The following is a 17,138-nucleotide window of genomic DNA, read 5'->3' on the forward strand; positions in this document are numbered from 1 at the left end:
CGAACCGCCCAGTCAATCATTCGGGGAATGGTATCAACAAAACAGGAAAAAATGAGCAGCAGAGAAAGGATTTTATCAGCCGTAAAGAAGAACCAGCCGGAATTAACGGAGCTGGTGGCGTATATACAACCCGAAAGCCAGGAAGACTTGCTCGGCAGATTTACGTCGGTGCTGGAAGGCATTGGCGGTACGGCAATAGTAGCACAGGATCTGGCAGGGGTGAAAAGTTATTTAAAGGAAATGTGGCAGGGAAAAGGGCGAATTGTGTCCATGATCCCCGAACTGCAGGAGCTGGGCGAACTGGCTGGCGAGGCGGATCCGCATAACTTCGAAAACGTGGAGCTGGCAATTATCCCCGCCCACTTTGCCGTGGCCGAAAATAGTGCGGTGTGGGTAACCGAGGAGTTGTTGCAGCAAAGGGTGCTGCCTTTTATCACCCAAAACCTGGCAGTGGTAGTATCGAAAGCGCGATTGGTGGCAACGATGCACCACGCCTATGATATCATCGGCAGTGGCGATTATGGCTTCGGCACCTTCATTGCGGGCCCTTCTAAAACGGCGGATATCGAGCAGTCGCTTGTGTTAGGGGCTCATGGCTCCAAAAGTATGACAGTCTTTTTAATATAGCCGTGCGGTTTCATCCCGGTTTTCTCCTGTTTAATCACATTTCGGGGCATTGGAGCGGGGTGTTTATTATCATTGCGGTAAATATTGTCAACCGCATACATGAACACATACCGTAAAATAGAATTCTGGACAGCTACCGCGCTGTTCCTGTTTGGACTCTTCACCGCCCTGTCCCATACGCTTTTTGTCGGCATACCCGACCTGGAACGCATGCACGGTGGCCGGTTCCGTGCTAACGGGCTGGTGTTCGATTATTATATTAATTACTTATTGCCGCACCTGGCGCAGCTGCTTACTATGTACCTCGCGTTTATCACGATGGGGCAGCTGGTGATGGGCCGGTTTATTCCGCAGAAACGGTATGACCTGGCCGTGCTGACAGCGGTAGGGTGCTTTGCGGCCTATTTCCTCGTATTGCTGGTGTCGCAAACCTATGAACGCGCAGAACTGCTGGTACGTTACCGGACCTTGCGCGGCGCCTATATGAACTTCGCCAAAAACGCCTTCGTTAAAACCTTGTTTATTGCAGTTATTTACGCCGCCTATGCCTTGCTGCAGCTTAGCTACCTGGAGTTGCTGAGCGAGCGCGTAAACAAAAGCGCCCGTCTCCGGAAAATATTGGTGGAACTGGCGGTGGCAGCGGGTATATGGATATTTCTGACGACGGTAACATTCAATATGGGGGCGCAGGGCATTGGCATTTACCTGCTGTTCATGTCGCCCGCGGTCATTCAATCCTGGTTCCTGCTGCAGTACCGGTTGTTGCCCGACTATTTCAGTAAAAAGATTAACAGGTGGATCATGTTTCGTAACCTGGCGGTGGTTACGGTAGTAGTGACCGTCTTCTGCTTCCTGATTTGCCTGGCGGCGACCAACACTTCGGGCATATCTTTTTCCTGTTGATGACGCCCGCGCTCGTGTTGGGCTGCGTTTGGCCGGTGGCATATGCGCGTTACAATGAGATCCATAAACAAAAGCAGACCGTTAAGAACCTGGAAGTGGCGCTGGGCAGCTCCTCCGCCAACCTCGATTTCCTGCGCTCGCAGATTAATCCTCATTTCCTGTTTAACGCACTGAACACCTTATACGGTACGGCCTTGCAGGAAGATGCATCGCGCACCAGCGAGGGCATCCAGCGGCTTGGAGATATGATGCGATTTATGCTGCACGAAAATCACCAGGAGCAAATCAAACTGGGAAAAGAACTCGCTTACCTGCATAACTATATTTCGCTGCAACGTTTGCGCATACAGGCTTCCGACGATATACAGATCGAAGTGAACATCGATGAGCGACAATGTGAACATATGATTGCGCCGATGTTGCTGATCCCTTTCGTGGAGAATGCTTTTAAACACGGCATCAGCCTGCGCAACCGCTCCCGTATTTCCATCACGCTCAATTGCGACGATAAGAAAATCTATTTCGATGTACATAATTCAGTACATCAGCGGCCGGACAATGATCCTGAGCGTTACAGTCTCGGTATCGGTCTGAATAATGTAAGGAATCGCCTGGACTTACTGTACCCCGGCAAACATGAACTGACCATCCGCCAGACCGCCGCGGAGTTTTTTGTACACCTGACGATTGAAGTATCAAAATAAAAAGACATGCAGCAACAACCGACAATTATTGCGGACAATGAACCCGATGGTCTGAGCCGCTTCCTGTGGTGGCTGGCGGCCGCAGACGGGGATATACTGAAAGATTGTAAAGCAGATAAAGAGCGCTACCGCATCGTGGGCATCGCTGTACTCGTTACCGGATGTTCGCCACGCTGGCATGGGGGTATTTCTTTTCTACTATTATTGACGATGGGATGATCGTAGGAGCGCTGGCCCTGTTCTTCGGGTTCGCGATCCTTTCCATCGACCGCAGCCTGATTGCGGCTATGTCGCGCAATGATAATAAGAACAAGTTTGTACCCGTTGCCTTTCGCCTGCTGCTGGCCGTTACGATCGGCCTGTTTATATCGCAGCCGGTTGTGCTGATGTTGTTTCAGAAAGATATCCAGGCCCAAATAGTGCTCAACAAACAGTCTAAGCTGGATACCTTCCGGAAAGAACTGGTAGCGTTAAATGCCGCACATAAGAGTGAAGTACAGGGGGCGCTCGACGGCCTCAACGCCGAAGTAAAGGCGAAAGAGGACCAGGTGAAGGACTATAAGGATGCCTATATCCGTGAAACCGACGGCACGGGCGGGTCGGGCAGGATAGGCGAGCTGGCCATCGCCCGGGTAAAGAAGAATGAATACCTGAAAGCGGAGGAAGAACTGCTGAAGCTGCGGAAAGCTAATGCACCCAAAATCCTGGAGCGTGAAAAGCAGCTGGCAACCATGGTAAAAGAAGATAGTGTTAAAGAAGAGGCTTACATGGCCACGCTGACCGATGGGTTCCTTGCGCAAACCGAAGCCCTGCATGATTTGCTGGACAAACATCCGCCGCTGAACCAGCGGTACCGCCTGGTGGTTTTCTTAATTACATTGATAGAAGTAATGCCTTTGCTCAGTAAACTGTTGATGCCCAAAGGAGAATACGATGAAAAGCTGGCGTCGATCACCGCGCAAAGCATCTCCGACGCCAAACTCGGGCTGGAAAAGGGGCGGGAGCTGCAGCAACACTACCATGCCGCAGCCACGGCCGCCGACCAGGAAACGATGGACCACATCTTTGAACTGACGCGGGAACCGAGGCGCAGGCATGCGGAAGAACTGGTGCAGGAGTGGAAGGAAAACGATGGTAAAAAACTGCCCTCACTGTGGCAGCGGGCGCGGAAAACCTTGTTGCTGCAACGCGGCTGGTAAGTAATTTTTATTAAATTGGGTATATGAAGTTGAATACGATTGCCATTGACGATGAACCCGTAGCGCTGGAAGTGATCCGCTCCCACGCGTCCCGCGTGCCCTTCCCGGATATGAAGGGATACTTCACCAATGCTTTTGAAGCAGCCGATTTCCTGCGCCGCGAAAAATAGACCTGCTTTTTCTCGATATCAAAATGCCGGACATCAATGGCATCGACTTCCTCACCAGTCTGCCCGAACCGCCGATGGTGATTTTTACCACGGCTTACTCGGAGCATGCCGTGCAGAGTTTTGAGCTCGATGCCATCGATTATCTCTTAAAGCCATTTTCGCTGGCGCGTTTTCTGAAAGCCTGCAACAAATCCTATGCGCTGCAGCAATTCAAACAGGAAAAAGTGACACCTCCTGCCGCTGCCAATTTCATCTTTGTAAAAAGTGGCTACGAGCAGTTTCGGGTGGAATTGGACGAGGTGCTTTACCTTGAGAGTGCGGGCAATTATGTGAACTTTGTGTTCAGCGATCGCAAGCTGTTGTCGCGGCTGAGCATGCAGGAGGCAGTGGCATTGTTGCCTGCAACGCAGTTTACGCGGGTACACCGGTCGTATATTGTGGCCAATAACAAAGTGCAGCGCATCGACCGGAATTATCTGTACGTAAACCAGTTTCCAATCAGTATCGGCGCGGCCTATGCGGATGCGGTGGAGAAAGTGGCGGGAGGAAAATTGAGTTAAACATTTTTAGCTGCATAAATAAAAGGGCGCCCCAATATGAGGGCGCCCTTTTTTATAATTCTATGTATATCTGCTGTTATGTTGTACTTAATTGTGAATGCGTGCGAACAGGCGTTTTCCGCCCACCGCATACTCCAACGCCTGCAACAGCTCATCGTTTTTAAACGGTTGTTGCAACCAGGCATCGCTACCGCCATACACGATATTTTTAGCGGGATTTACCACGTAGGTGGCGGGGGCGGGTACATTTTCGTTGATGCCCGAAACCCTGTCCCACAGTGGGGCCGATTCCTGGTAGATGCCCAGTTTGGCGGCTACCGCATTATCCTTATCGTGGATAATGTCGAATGTAAGCCCGTACTGATCTATCAGCGGTTGAATGAATCTTTTATCTTCTGCAGTCAACAGCAGCAAGGTGCCGCCGGCTTCGCGTATTTGTGCGTGCAGCGCCTGGAGCGATTGCAGGTGCTGAACACCATAGTCATTCCAGTGAATAGAAAAGAAGCTAAGTACAAGCGGACGTTCCAGCAATTCTACCAACGGTAAAATGCCCTTGGGATTCACCGCTGCCAGATCGGCCTGTTGAATGATTTCTTCTCCATGAAAGAAAAGCGGTGGCAGTTTATCGCCGGCCACAGCCACAGGTACACGGTCGGCGCTGTTTTTATATAGACTAACGAAACGTTCGGGTAATGCAAAAGTGATATAGTCGCCGTATTTAATATGATTGCTGGACATGTTAGAAGGATTTTGGGAATGAGTAAAAAGTTGTAGGTGTATATGTTATATGCTTAACAGCTTCGCATGACGCAACATGTCGGCTGCGCGCTAAGGTAAGGTTGTTGCGTCGCCATGTTCGGACTGCCATATAAAGGCATGGTTGGTTTTTGATTCATCATGCGTTTTTTTATGTTGATTACGATGTAAAGATAAGGTATTTTCTATAAAGTCTACCAATTAGGTAGGGTAATAGAAAAAAATGACAAAACATCCGGAATTGTCATAAAAAATGATAGGAAAGTAAATGGGAGCGGATGGGGGTGTATCGGCCCCGGGTTCAGGGTAGTTATACCGGCCTTTTTTTATGAATATGATGTTTGATAATTGGTAACGCATTTGTTTTTAATTTATATGAGCCAAAGTTGGGCCGATTTTTGTGGTGGTTCCCTGATCCTTCGGGACTTGTTATCACTATTTTATTACATATAAATAGCCTGACTATAGATAAATTAAGACGATCACTTTTAAAACGAACAATTGGCCTATGAAGACAATTATAGTTTCTAACAGACTGCCGGTAAAGATGAAGGAGAAAGACGGGGAATTTATTCCCACGCCCAGCGAAGGAGGCCTCGCTACAGGGCTTGGATCTATCTACCGGCAGGGAGATAATGTATGGATAGGGTGGCCCGGCATCGTAACCGGCGAAGAGCATTACGGGGCCATTACGGAGAGGTTACAGGCGCATAACCTGAAACCGGTATTCCTCACACAGGAAGAGATCAACAACTTTTACGAAGGTTTCTCCAACGAAGTACTGTGGCCCGTTTTTCATTACATGTCTACGTACGCCCGCTACGAGCAACAATATTGGGATTGTTACGTGCAGGTGAACCAGAAATTCAAGGACGCCATTATGGAAGTGGCGGAGCCCGGCGATATTATCTGGATACATGACTATCAGCTGCTGCTGACGCCGCAGATGATACGTGAGGAACAACCCGAGGCGACGATCGGGTTTTTCCAGCATATTCCATTTCCGTCGTACGAACTATTCCGTCTTATTCCCTGGCGAAATGAACTGCTGGAAGGGATGCTGGGAGCGGATTTACTGGGCTTCCACACGTTCGACGACGCCCGGCATTTTTACAGGCAGCGAGCAGATTGCTGCCGGTGATTACTTCGTCTAACATGATCACCTATAACGACCGTTCGGTGGTGGTGGAGACGTTCCCGATGGGCATCGATTATAAAAAATATGAATCGTTGTCTAACATGCCTACTGTAGCTCACCAGGTGCGCAATTTGCGCGAACGGTTCCAGTTGCAGCACATCGTGCTCACGATCGACCGGCTGGATTACAGTAAGGGCATTCTGCAGCGCCTGCAGGCGTTTGAACTGCTGTTGCAGATGCACCCGGAATACATTGAGAAAATTGGCATGTGCATGATTGTCGTGCCCTCGCGCGATAACGTACAACAGTACGCCGCGCTCCGCGATGAAATAGACAAACTGGTCGGCAATATCAACGCCCGCTATCGCACCATGGGCTGGGCGCCGATCCATTATTTCTATCGCTCGTTCCCACTTGAAATTTTATCTGCTTTATATAACCTGGCGGATATCTGCCTTGTATCACCAATGCGCGACGGGATGAACCTCGTTAGCAAGGAGTACGTAGCCAGCCGTGTTCATCACGACGGTGTACTGATCCTGAGTGAAATGGCGGGCGCCTCCAAGGAGCTCATTGATGCGATCATCGTGAATCCTAATAACATCGGCGCTATTGCCCGTGCCATCGATGAGGCCATCAATATGCCCGTCCTGGAGCAACGGCGCAGGATGCTGCCGATGCGGCAGCTCGTGGAAAAGTTTAATATTCATCACTGGGTAAAATTATTTATGGATACGCTTAATGAAGTGAAACGTAATCAGCAGTCAATGCTCGCGAAGAGGATCAATACAGAAATGGCACAACAGCTGGCGGCTAAGTACGCCGCTGCGAACAAACGCGTACTCTTCCTCGATTATGACGGTACACTGGTTGGGTTTAAAGTAAACATCGAGCAGGCTAGCCCGGACGAAGAATTGTATGCCCTGCTGGAAGAGCTGGCAGCCGATCCGCGCAACAGTCTTGTCATGATCAGTGGCCGTAAATTCGAAACCATGGAACAGTGGTTCGGCCGCCTGCCCATCGACCTGATCGCAGAGCACGGGGCCTGGTTTAAGTTGAAGGACAAGGAATGGAGACAACAACCCGGGCTGCATGATCAATGGAAAAAGGATATTCAGCCGATACTGGAAACCTTTACCGATCGTACGCCTGGTTCTTTTATTGAGGAAAAGAGTTACTCGCTCGTGTGGCACTATCGTAAAGTGGAAGAAGGGCTTGGAGAGCTGCGTGCAAACGAGTTAATGAATACCCTGCGATATTACACGAGCGACAAAGCGTTACAGCTGCTCGCGGGGGATAAGGTGATCGAAGTGAAGAACGTGGAGATCAACAAAGGCAAAGCGGCCAATAGTTGGCTGCAATCGCGTGACTACGATTTTATCATGGCCATGGGCGATGATCTGACGGATGAAGACATCTTTAAAGCATTGCCGGAAGAAGCGGTGACGATCAAGGTAGGAAGCTATATGAGCGCGGCGCGGCTTTACTTACGGAGCCACCGGGAGGTGCGGCATGTGCTGAAGATGCTGGCCAAGGCAGCGGCGCCGGCGGTAACGGAGAAGTAATTAATATGTATAATGGAAAAGGCGGGCCATCTTTGGGATAGTCCGCCTTTTTTATGGAAAGTCTTATTTACAGGAATATCGGCCTGTCCAATTTCATCGCAATCCTATAAGCTGCATTCATCAGCCCCACATGGCTGTACGCCTGCGGGAAATTTCCCCACTGGCTGCCATCCTTTTCATCCACGTCTTCACTGAACAACAGCAGGTGATTGGAATACTGCAACAGGTGCTCGAATTCACGCATCGCGTCATCGAGGCGGCCCACGCAGGCCAGGGCCTCCACGTACCAGAAGGCACACACCAGGAACGTGGTTTTCGGTTTCCCGAAATCATCGGAGTGCAGGTAGCGGTAGAAAAGACCGTTTTCGCCTTTCAGTTCTTTTTCGACGGCAGCGAGGTGATCGCGGGCGCGCTCGGATGCCGGATCCGGGTAGTTCATCATGATCAGCTGCAGGGTAGAGGCATCCAGGTTCAGGCTCCCTGCTGCATTCGTGTACACCTTGCGGGTGGCATCGTAGCAACTTTCGATATGGATGCCAGCCTGGTCCTTCAGCTTCACCGCCTTGGCCTCCAGCTCTTTGTTGCCGATCGTCTTCGCCATCTTTTCGGCCGCAGCGCACCCCGCCCACTGGAACAGGTTACTGTAACAGTGAATGTTCGCGATGTTGCGGAACTCCCATATGCCGGCATCGCGCTCGTCGATCGTACGTTCAATCTTGTTAAGAATGAACTCGATCCAGCGCTCACTATCCTTTCTTTCCGAGAATATAAAGCGGTGGTCCGTATACAGCGGCAGCATCGAAATCAATACCTGCCCGTAAATATCATTTTGTATGTGCTCGTAGGCCTGGTTGCCGATGCGCACCGGCTGATTGCCCATGTAGCCGTCCAGGTGCGGCAGGATCGTTTCTACCAATGCCTTTTTGCCGGTTATACCATATAGCGGCTGATACCTGAAGTCTTCCGACAACGAAATATCCGTTACATAGTTAAAGTAATGCTCCATCTCCTCGAAGTGCCCGATGTGGTTCAGGGCCGTCAGTACGTAATAGGTATCGCGCAACCAGCAGTAACGGTAGTCCCAGTTACGGCCGCTGCCGGGAGACTCGGGTAGACTGGTGGTGCTGGCGGCAATGATAGCGCCGGTATCCTCGTACTGGTGGATTTTAAGGGTTAAGGCGGACCTGATCACATAAGTCTGGAAGAAACCCGCGATCGAAGAGTGTTTGATCCAGGTGCGCCAGTAGGCGGTGGTTTCGCGCAGGAAGTGTTCCGCAGTGCTTTGCAGTGGGGCTTCCAGCGGATTGCCGTAGGTCATCACCAGGTATTTTGTTTCATTCAGTACAAAATACTGCTCTTCGATGAGGTAGTTGATGGGAATATTGGTGGTTACACGGATACGCTCCTCGCAACCTGCAAATTCAATGTGGTTGCTGCCCCTGAACATGCCCAGCTGCGCGCCACCGTAATCGCATACCGGCCGGCAGGTTACTTTGATACGCGCGGAACTCGTCAGCGGTTCTATTTTCCGGATCAGCATCAGCGGTTTAAAGAAACGCTCGAACTGGAGGAAACGCGGCGCAAAGTCCGTTATCCGGTAGCTGGTGTCGCCATGTGTGATCTCGGTACACAGGATATTGGTGTTATCCATGTAGTATTGTCGGGAGGTGTATTCCCCCTCAGGCAATATTGAAAACTCACCGCCCTTTTGCTTGTCCAGCAGTCCCCCGAAAATGAAGGAGCTGTCCATTCGCGGCCAACAAAGCCAATCTACGTTCGTATTGCGGTTAATGTGCGCCAGGAAAGCGCAGTTTCCAATAATGCCGGTCTGGTAGGTATGTCTTGTTTTCATCTTGGATGATTAACAAAACATGTTCCAAAATGGTTGATTCCGCTAATCTTCTTTTGCCCCTTTTTCTCCCGTGAACCAGTGTTCTTTATCGCGGAAAAGTACATTGAAGGTCGTCAGCGAGCCATAAATGCGCGTAATGTATTGCTGCAGGTTCACTTTGTCCTCGTCGCTGAGCAGTTTATGGGCGTTCAACTGTTGCTCCAATACGCGTAACCGGTCGCGCACCATGACGATTTTGTGGAAGAATACATCGATCGGAATTTCCTTCGGTTTCATACCACCGTCTTTAGGTTGCAGTATCAGTGTACCGCCCGTCCAGCGGTCACCGAGTTTCACGGTTTCGGTAACGCCGCCCCATAAACGAAGGATTTTCAGCAGTGATTTCTCCACTTCCGATACCGTTTCCACCTCGGTGGTCTTATTCTCCGAATACAGCACCTCGAAGCGCGGATCTGTTTTGTCGACCTCTTTAATGCCGTCGTTCATGAATGTCACCACGTATTGCGCGTATTTTACGCCTATAACCACGCCGGGACCATATTGCGTATGTTGTACACGAGATCCGACGCCCAGTACCAGTTCTTCCATTTCCTCCATAAGAATGTGAGTTTTAGAAAGGCAATATAATAAATATGGCGACAAACATTAATGCTTAATAAAGGCCCTGTGCAACCTTGCCGGCCAACCACTGCCGGTGAGTTGCACAGGGACATTTCTATTCCTGACCGAAAATCAACAAACAATTTAGAAAGACCGGAGCCAACCTGTAGGGTCTTCGTTGGTAGCCTTACAAAGGCCATCGTTACCTGTTTCGCTCAGGTTCAACGCACATTCCAACTCATCACCCGCCAGGTAACTGTGGCGACCCTCGTTACGGATAATTAACCGTCCATTGGATTCGCCGAGGGCGTGCGACAAATACATGGTGCCGATAGCGCCATAGTAATCGTGATCGCTGCATTCCATGACGAGGCCGGGCGTGTTTACACGCATGCCCTTGCCCGCGCAGTCGAAAGAGCGCATCAGGTAGCCGTATTCAGATACTTTATTGGTATCTGTATGCGGTAAAAGGTGACGGCGACGAATGTAAATGGTGTGGTTGCCATCGTGCCGGTATACAATGAATGTTTCCAGGAAACGCTCCGCCACCGCGGATTTACGGGCGTCGGGTAAAATGGTTACGGATTTGCTGTTCAGCAACTCAGCTGCGTTTACTGCATGGTAACCTAATTGTTCAGGGTCCGCCATAGCTAATGTAGACAGGGATGGACGGGTACTGATCCGTTGTTTTTTGTGGTCCTGCTTGCAGGCGCCGAAAAGTACGACCAGCGCTATAAGCGCCAGGAGGGCAACAAAAGTCTGTTTCATTTTTCTTTTAAAAATGATGATGAAATAAATGATTAATTACGGAATTAATGGGCTAACTGTGTGGAGAAGTACACAATGGTTTTACATAAAATCTGGAGGAACGTTTTGCATTCTTTGCTAAGTTTTTAGTAATGCAAATATAGGCAATCCTCCGTTTCTTCCAAATATTTTTATTCGTTCAAGAAGCTTGCTGCTGTTGAAGTGTGCGACGCAACGGCTGACTGGTAGCGGGTTTGGGCTGACTAAAATAAATAAAAAAGCTGAAAGGTAGGCTCCTTTCAGCTTTTCAGTGCGTTATGAATGCATTACATAAAACCGAGTTCCAGTCGTGCTTCTTCGCTCATCATCTCTTTATTCCACGGTGGGTCAAAGGTGAGGCGAACATCGGCAGTGGAAACGCCTTCTATGGCTTCGATTTTTTGCGTTACTTCTTCTATAATGCTTCCTGCTACCGGGCAACCGGGAGCGGTAAGGGTCATAATCACCAGCACGCGGCCGTCTTCCATAACATCCGTCTGGTAAACGAGTCCAAGCTCCACGATATTTACCGGGATTTCCGGGTCAAAAACAGTCCTTAATGCTTCGTCTACTTTATCTCTGATCTGTGCTCCGTCCATAAGCTAGTTTTTTTGTGCCTGTTGAACTTTATACCCCAATGCGTACAGTTTGATCTGCTTCACCATGGAAGCAAGTCCGCCCGCGCGCGTTTGGCTCAGGTGGCCTGTAAGCCCTATTTCATTGATGAAATACAACTCTGTATCTGCAATATCCGCCGGCGTATGCCCCGACACCGCGCTGATCACCAGCGCCACCAGTCCTTTCGTAATCTGTGCATCACTATCTGCCGTAAAATGCAGTAAACCATCTTTAAAATCCACATGCAGCCATACTTTCGACTGGCAACCGCGGATCAAATTCTCGTCTACCTTGTATTTCGGGTCCATTTCAGGCAAATCTTCGCCCATCTGGATAATGTGCTCGTATTTATCTGACCATTCCTCAAACAGCGAGAAATCCTCTACAATTTTATCCTGGCTCTCTTTAATCGTCATTGTTACCTATTAAGCAGTTTCATGGCTTTGTTGATGCCTTCTACCAGGCGGTCGATTTCTTCCGGCGTGTTGTAGAAGGAGAGGGAAGCGCGCGCTGTGCCGGGGATGCAATACCAGTCCATTAACGGCTGGGTGCAATGGTGCCCGGTGCGTACTGCGATGCCTTGCTGGTCCAGCAGCTCGCCTACATCCGTAGGATGGCTTTCCGATCACGAAGGAGAAAGTAGGGCCACGGTGTTCGGCCGTGCCTATCAGTCTTAGTCCGTCGATCGCGGAAAGGCGCTCCAGTGCGTATTCAGTGAGCAGGCGTTCCGTAGTGGCGATTTTGTCCAGCCCGATACCAATGAGGTATTTTACACCGGCAGCCATACCGATGGCGCCTGCAATATTAGGCGTACCGGCTTCAAAACGCAGGGGGATCGGCATACACCGTTTTATCGAACGATACGGTTTTGATCATATCGCCGCCGCCCTGGTAGGGTGGAAGCTGTTCCAGCCAGCTCAGTTTGCCGTACAGCGCGCCGATGCCGGTAGGACCATACAACTTGTGTCCCGAAAAGGCCATGAAATCTACGTCCAGTTCCTTCACATCGATCGCGATATGCTGCACGGCCTGTGCGGCGTCCAGCATTACCGGGATGTTGCGGGCATGGGCGAGTTTGATGATATCGCGTACGGGGTTTACCGATCCCAGTGTGTTAGACACATAAGTGATGGCAACCAGTTTCGTTTTATCTGATAACAGCTTTTCGAACTCGTCCATCATCAGTTCGCCCTTTTCGTTGATAGGGGCTACTTTGAGGATGGCTTTCCGTTCTTCGCAGCACAACTGCCGGGGCACTATGTTAGAGTGGTGCTCCATGGCCGAAATGATGATTTCGTCACCTTCTTTGATAAACTGTTTTCCGAAGGTGTAAGCCAGCAGGTTAATCGCGTCCGTAGTGCCTTTCGTGAAGATCAGCTCTTCCGGTTGCGCGTTAATAAAGCCTGCAACGGTGGTACGTGCTTCTTCATACGCCATGGTAGCCTTTTGGCTAAGGGTATGAACGCCGCGGTGCACGTTGCTGTTATAGGTGTTATAATAGTGTTCGATCGCGCGGGTAACAGCCAGCGGCTTCTGCGTGGTGGCCCCGTTATCGAAGTACACCAGCGGTTTGCCGTTCACGGTCGTATGAAGAATGGGGAAGTCCAGTCTTATCTTTTCAATATCCAGCGGTATTTGTATCAACGTTTCTACAATCTTCATGACACTATCAAATTTAAGCCGCGCTTTTTAGTTTGGCAGATGGCTGGCGATCAGCTCATCCACGTGTGCGCGGAGTGCGGGGATCTTGATTTTTTCGGTAATGTCGAACGCAAATGCGTGTACCAACATGGTACGTGCGGCTGCTTCGCCGATACCGCGGGAACGCAGGTAGAACAACGATTCTTCGTCGAACTGACCCACTGTCATACCGTGGCTGCATTTTACATCATCTGCAAAAATTTCCAGCTGTGGTTTGCTGTACACCGTTGCTTCATCGCTCAGCAGCAGGTTGTTGTTCTGCTGGAAAGCGTTGGTTTTTGTGCATCTACGTGTACATACACTTTACCGTTGAACACACCTGTTCCCTTGCCGGACAATACGCCTTTATAGTGCTCATTGCTGTTGCAATTAGGAATACGGTGGTCCATTAATGTGTGGTTATCTACCAGTTGGGTGCCATTCACGGTACAGGCCGTACAGGTTTGTTTCCGGTGTTCGCCTTCATGGCGGATTTGCAGGTTATTGCGCACCAGGTCTGCATCAGAAATGGTGAGCGTATAATTGCTGTACACGCTGTCGCGTTCCTGGCGGGCCACTACAGTGTTGATCAACCGGGCATTTTTACCGCCACTTTGCAGGTGGTAATGCGTGAGGTTGGCCGTGGCTTCGGTCACGATTTCAGTAACGCTGTTGAGCAGGATGGTGGCCTTGGTGTCGAGGCAAACAGCCGACTCAATTAACGTTGCTACGCTGCCTTTGCGGGCCACCCAAAGGTGACGCGGCTGCAGGAAAGCGTTAGCCGAAGTATGGTACAGGTGAATGATGTGCAGTGGTTTCTCTACCGCTTTTTTCGCTTTCACTTCAAAGAAAAGACCATCGGTGAACATCGCGGTATTCAGATTACCGAATTGTTGTTTACCAAGGATTTCGTTCGTGTTGAAGTATTCGCTGTAGGCGGCTTCGCTGCGTGCTTCGCTCAGTCGGCTGATGGTCATTTCTGCTGCATCGGGCAGGGAAGAAAGACTGGGGATCAGCTGCCCGTTCAGCAGCACCAGGCGATAAGCGTCAAGCGCAGGAATGATCGCTTCTTCAGGCAGGGAAAGACCTTCGGCAGCATCGTACAGTTTGTTCGTATCTGTCTCAAACTGGTCTTTCAGGAAGGGGAGGATATTGGTATATTTCCACTCTTCCATCTGCGTGGTGGGGAAGCCCATTGCACGGAACTGCGCAAATGCGGACTTGCGCAGCTCAATGAGGTCGGCCGTTTCCTGCTGACCGCGCTGGCTGATAAAGCCGGCGAAGCTTTTGGAAAGGCTTTCGTATAATGGTATATTTTGTACTTGTGTCGTCATGTTTGCTTATTGTACTTCCTGAATAGCTGCTTCTTCTTTCAGCCAGTCGTATCCTTTTTCTTCCAGTTCCAGTGCCAGTTCTTTAGTGCCGGATTTGATGATGCGGCCATTCCAGAGCACGTGTACGAAATCGGGAACGATATAATCAAGCAAACGTTGATAGTGTGTGATGATCACGAAAGCATTGTCCTGCTGCGCAGCTTGTTCACACCGTTAGCCACGATGCGGAGGGCATCGATGTCCAGGCCGGAATCCGTTTCGTCGAGGATGCTCAGCTTTGGATTCAGCATCGCGAGCTGGAAGATTTCGTTACGTTTCTTTTCGCCACCGGAAAAACCTTCGTTCAGGGAACGGTTCATCAGTTTAGCGTCAAACTCCACCAAAGCCTGCTTTTCGCGGGTAAGGGCTAAAAATTCTTTTGCAGAAAGAGCGGGCTGATTGTGGTAAGTGCGCACTTCATTCACCGCTGTTTTCAGGAAGTTGATATTGGAAACACACGGAATTTCTACCGGGTACTGGAAGGCGAGGAACATGCCTTCGCGCGCCCTGTCTTCGGGCGACATTTCCAGCAGATCTTTACCATCGAAAATCACTTCGCCGCCTGTTACTTCATACTGGGGACGACCACTCAGCACAGAAGCCAGGGAGCTTTTGCCGGAACCGTTAGGTCCCATAATGGCATGTATTTCGCCTGCGTTGACCTTCAGATCAATACCTTTCAGAATTTCTTTGCCTTCTACTCCTGCTTGCAGGTTTTTAATGTTAAGCATGTCTTACTTTAATTTTTATAAATCAGCCCACGCTGCCTTCCAGCGTAATGGACAATAATTTTTGTGCTTCTACCGCGAATTCCATCGGCAGTTGATTCAATACTTCTTTTGCGTACCCGTTAATGATCATCGCCACTGCTTTTTCAGAGTCGATGCCGCGGGCGTTCAGGTAAAAACACCGGTCTTCTCCGATCTTGGAGGTAGTAGCTTCGTGCTCTACCATCGCAGATGCATTTTTAGACTCGATGTAAGGGAATGTGTGCGCACCACAGCGGTCGCCGATCAGCAGCGAATCACACTGGGTAAAGTTGCGCGCATTTTCGGCCCTGGGGCCTATTTTCACCAGTCCGCGGTACGTATTGTGACCGTTGATGGCGGAAATACCTTTAGAGATAATGCGGCTGCGGGTATTTTTACCAAGGTGGATCATTTTTGTTCCGGTGTCGGCAATCTGTTTTTTAGACGTTACCGCTACGGAATAAAACTCTCCGATCGAGTTATCGCCCGCCAGGATTACACCAGGATACTTCCGGGTGATGGCGGAGCCGGTTTCTACCTGCGTCCGGGAAATTTTTGAATTCTTACCTTTGCAGATACCGCGTTTGGTCACAAAATTATAGATACCGCCTTTACCGTCTTTATCACCGGGATACCAGTTTTGCACGGTGGAGTATTTGATTTCAGCGTCGTCGAGGGCGATCAGTTCCACCACGGCCGCATGCAGCTGATTTTCATCGCGCATGGGGGCGGTACAACCTTCGAGGTAGCTAACATAGCTGCCTTCGTCGGCAATAATGAGCGTACGCTCGAACTGGCCGGTATTTTTTGCATTGATACGGAAGTACGTGCTCAGCTCCATCGGGCAGCGAACACCTTTCGGAATATATACAAAAGAGCCGTCGGTGAATACGGCGGTATTAAGTGCGGAGAAAATGTTGTCGGAATGGGGCACTACAGAGCCTACATATTTCCTTACCAGGTCAGGGTGTTCCTGCACCGCTTCACTAAATGAGCAAAAGATGATGCCCAGTTCAGAAAGCTGTTTCTTAAACGTGGTGGCTACCGATACAGAATCAAACACGGCATCAACGGCTACACCGGTGAGCGCCATCTGCTCTTTCAAAGGGATACCCAGTTTCTCGAAAGTGGCCAGCAGCTCAGGATCTACTTCATCCGGGCTATTGTATTTCTTTACATTTTTAGGGGCAGCATAATATGATACAGCCTGAAAATCAATTTCGGGCAGGTCAAAATTCTGCCACTTCGGCATACGCAGTTTCTGGAAGGTATGGAAACCCTTCAGCCTCCACTCCAGCATCCACTCCGGTTCATTTTTCTTTTGCGAGATAAGACGGATGATATCTTCATTGAGGCCCGGGGGGCTATATCCATGTTGATATCCGTTTCAAAGCCGAACTCGTACTCCCGTTCCGCTATCTCTTGTAATATTTCGTTGTCCGTACTCATACCTTGGTTGTGTATATATTCAGTTCTTCTTTCCTTATTAAATAACCCTGGGCTGCAAAAATAAGCTAAACCGCGAAGCTTTCCCCGCATGAGCAGGTGCGCGACGCGTTCGGATTATTAAAAGTCAGGCCTTTACCGTTTAATCCGCCGGTGTAGTCCAGTTCTGTGCCGTAAAGGTACAGCAGGCTTTTGGTGTCTACTACTATTTTTACGCCTTTATCTTCAAAAACCTGGTCATGAGGCTTTTGCTCGGTATCGAACTTCATTTGATACTCAAGCCCGGAACAGCCGCCGCCTTTCACACCCACGCGTACAAATGTACCCGCTGCATGATTTTCGCTCACCATCAGCTGATCTATATAATTCTTCGCCTGTTCAGAAACTGTTATCATAATTCGCTGTATTTTAA

18 protein-coding genes and 3 pseudogenes are annotated in these 17,138 nt (G+C 49.8%); 8 read left to right on the forward strand and 13 right to left on the reverse strand.

Features of this window, described 5'->3' with window-relative positions:
* Positions 1 to 51 precede the first annotated feature (51 nt).
* From MKQ70_RS04900 to MKQ70_RS04930, 7 genes are all read left to right on the forward strand, one after another.
* Entirely contained in the window at positions 52 to 627 is a 576-nt protein-coding gene (locus MKQ70_RS04900; protein ID WP_248068733.1) for a LutC/YkgG family protein, read from the forward strand.
* A 99-nt stretch (positions 628 to 726) separates the two neighbouring features.
* A complete protein-coding gene (locus MKQ70_RS04905; RefSeq protein WP_248068736.1) occupies positions 727 to 1,530 on the forward strand; it encodes a hypothetical protein in 804 nt (267 codons plus the stop codon).
* Entirely contained in the window at positions 1,485 to 2,234 is a 750-nt protein-coding gene (locus tag MKQ70_RS04910; RefSeq protein WP_248068739.1) for a sensor histidine kinase, read from the forward strand. The genes MKQ70_RS04905 and MKQ70_RS04910 overlap by 46 nt, the downstream gene beginning before the upstream one ends.
* Positions 2,235 to 2,240: 6 nt before the next feature.
* Complete coding sequence (locus tag MKQ70_RS04915) at positions 2,241 to 2,453, forward strand: hypothetical protein (RefSeq protein WP_248068742.1); 213 nt, start codon at positions 2,241 to 2,243, stop codon at positions 2,451 to 2,453.
* Positions 2,396 to 3,433: a DUF4407 domain-containing protein gene (locus MKQ70_RS04920; RefSeq protein ID WP_248068745.1), complete on the forward strand. Its 1,038-nt coding sequence runs from the start codon at positions 2,396 to 2,398 to the stop codon at positions 3,431 to 3,433. The genes MKQ70_RS04915 and MKQ70_RS04920 overlap by 58 nt, the downstream gene beginning before the upstream one ends.
* Before the next feature lie 23 nt (positions 3,434 to 3,456).
* Complete coding sequence (locus tag MKQ70_RS04925; protein WP_248068748.1) at positions 3,457 to 3,603, forward strand: hypothetical protein; 147 nt, start codon at positions 3,457 to 3,459, stop codon at positions 3,601 to 3,603.
* A 23-nt stretch (positions 3,604 to 3,626) separates the two neighbouring features.
* Positions 3,627 to 4,163 carry a LytR/AlgR family response regulator transcription factor gene (locus tag MKQ70_RS04930; RefSeq protein WP_248068751.1) on the forward strand — a complete coding sequence of 179 codons (537 nt, stop codon included), beginning with the start codon at positions 3,627 to 3,629 and terminating at the stop codon, positions 4,161 to 4,163.
* Between the two features lie 87 nt (positions 4,164 to 4,250).
* On the opposite strand, the gene MKQ70_RS04935 is transcribed toward MKQ70_RS04930, so the two are convergent.
* A complete protein-coding gene (locus MKQ70_RS04935) occupies positions 4,251 to 4,901 on the reverse strand; it encodes a peroxiredoxin family protein (protein WP_248068753.1) in 651 nt (216 codons plus the stop codon).
* 565 nt (positions 4,902 to 5,466) lie between these two features.
* Between MKQ70_RS04935 and MKQ70_RS04940 the strand changes: the two are divergent.
* Positions 5,467 to 7,622: pseudogene (locus MKQ70_RS04940) on the forward strand (bifunctional alpha,alpha-trehalose-phosphate synthase (UDP-forming)/trehalose-phosphatase).
* A 67-nt stretch (positions 7,623 to 7,689) separates the two neighbouring features.
* Here the strand turns inward: MKQ70_RS04940 and MKQ70_RS04945 are convergent.
* The 12 genes and pseudogenes from MKQ70_RS04945 to MKQ70_RS05000 all read right to left on the reverse strand — a co-directional run bounded on the left by MKQ70_RS04945 (position 7,690) and on the right by MKQ70_RS05000 (position 17,121).
* Positions 7,690 to 9,474: a glycoside hydrolase family 15 protein gene (locus MKQ70_RS04945; RefSeq protein WP_248068755.1), complete on the reverse strand. Its 1,785-nt coding sequence runs from the start codon at positions 9,472 to 9,474 to the stop codon at positions 7,690 to 7,692.
* A gap of 42 nt (positions 9,475 to 9,516) precedes the next feature.
* Positions 9,517 to 10,071, reverse strand: coding sequence for a DUF8685 domain-containing protein (locus MKQ70_RS04950; RefSeq protein ID WP_248068757.1), 555 nt, complete (start codon positions 10,069 to 10,071; stop codon positions 9,517 to 9,519).
* A 147-nt stretch (positions 10,072 to 10,218) separates the two neighbouring features.
* The gene (locus MKQ70_RS04955; protein WP_248068759.1) at positions 10,219 to 10,842 is read right to left on the reverse strand and encodes a hypothetical protein; all 624 of its coding nucleotides are present in this window, start codon (positions 10,840 to 10,842) and stop codon (positions 10,219 to 10,221) included.
* Positions 10,843 to 11,147: 305 nt separating this feature from the next.
* Entirely contained in the window at positions 11,148 to 11,459 is a 312-nt protein-coding gene (locus MKQ70_RS04960) for an iron-sulfur cluster assembly protein (RefSeq protein WP_248068761.1), read from the reverse strand.
* Positions 11,460 to 11,462: 3 nt separating this feature from the next.
* On the reverse strand, positions 11,463 to 11,894 hold the full coding sequence (locus tag MKQ70_RS04965) for a SufE family protein (RefSeq protein WP_248068763.1): 432 nt from the start codon (positions 11,892 to 11,894) through the stop codon (positions 11,463 to 11,465).
* Between the two features lie 2 nt (positions 11,895 to 11,896).
* A complete protein-coding gene (locus tag MKQ70_RS37715; RefSeq protein WP_308199411.1) occupies positions 11,897 to 12,073 on the reverse strand; it encodes an aminotransferase class V-fold PLP-dependent enzyme in 177 nt (58 codons plus the stop codon).
* Positions 12,074 to 12,161: 88 nt separating this feature from the next.
* A pseudogene (locus MKQ70_RS04975) lies at positions 12,162 to 13,140 on the reverse strand (aminotransferase class V-fold PLP-dependent enzyme); the annotation flags it as partial.
* A 27-nt stretch (positions 13,141 to 13,167) separates the two neighbouring features.
* A pseudogene (gene sufD, locus MKQ70_RS04985) lies at positions 13,168 to 14,492 on the reverse strand (Fe-S cluster assembly protein SufD).
* 6 nt (positions 14,493 to 14,498) lie between these two features.
* Positions 14,499 to 14,669: a hypothetical protein gene (locus MKQ70_RS43215; protein ID WP_443656936.1), complete on the reverse strand. Its 171-nt coding sequence runs from the start codon at positions 14,667 to 14,669 to the stop codon at positions 14,499 to 14,501.
* Positions 14,666 to 15,262, reverse strand: a complete 597-nt coding sequence (sufC, locus tag MKQ70_RS04990; RefSeq protein ID WP_443656937.1) for a Fe-S cluster assembly ATPase SufC — start codon at positions 15,260 to 15,262, stop codon at positions 14,666 to 14,668. Before sufC ends, MKQ70_RS43215 begins: the two co-directional genes overlap by 4 nt.
* Before the next feature lie 22 nt (positions 15,263 to 15,284).
* A complete protein-coding gene (sufB, locus tag MKQ70_RS04995; protein ID WP_308199415.1) occupies positions 15,285 to 16,622 on the reverse strand; it encodes a Fe-S cluster assembly protein SufB in 1,338 nt (445 codons plus the stop codon).
* Positions 16,623 to 16,794: 172 nt separating this feature from the next.
* Complete coding sequence (locus MKQ70_RS05000) at positions 16,795 to 17,121, reverse strand: HesB/IscA family protein (RefSeq protein WP_248068770.1); 327 nt, start codon at positions 17,119 to 17,121, stop codon at positions 16,795 to 16,797.
* Positions 17,122 to 17,138: the final 17 nt, after the last annotated feature.

The sequence above is a fragment of the Chitinophaga sedimenti genome (genome assembly GCF_023156195.1).
Lineage (GTDB): Bacteria > Bacteroidota > Bacteroidia > Chitinophagales > Chitinophagaceae > Chitinophaga > Chitinophaga sedimenti.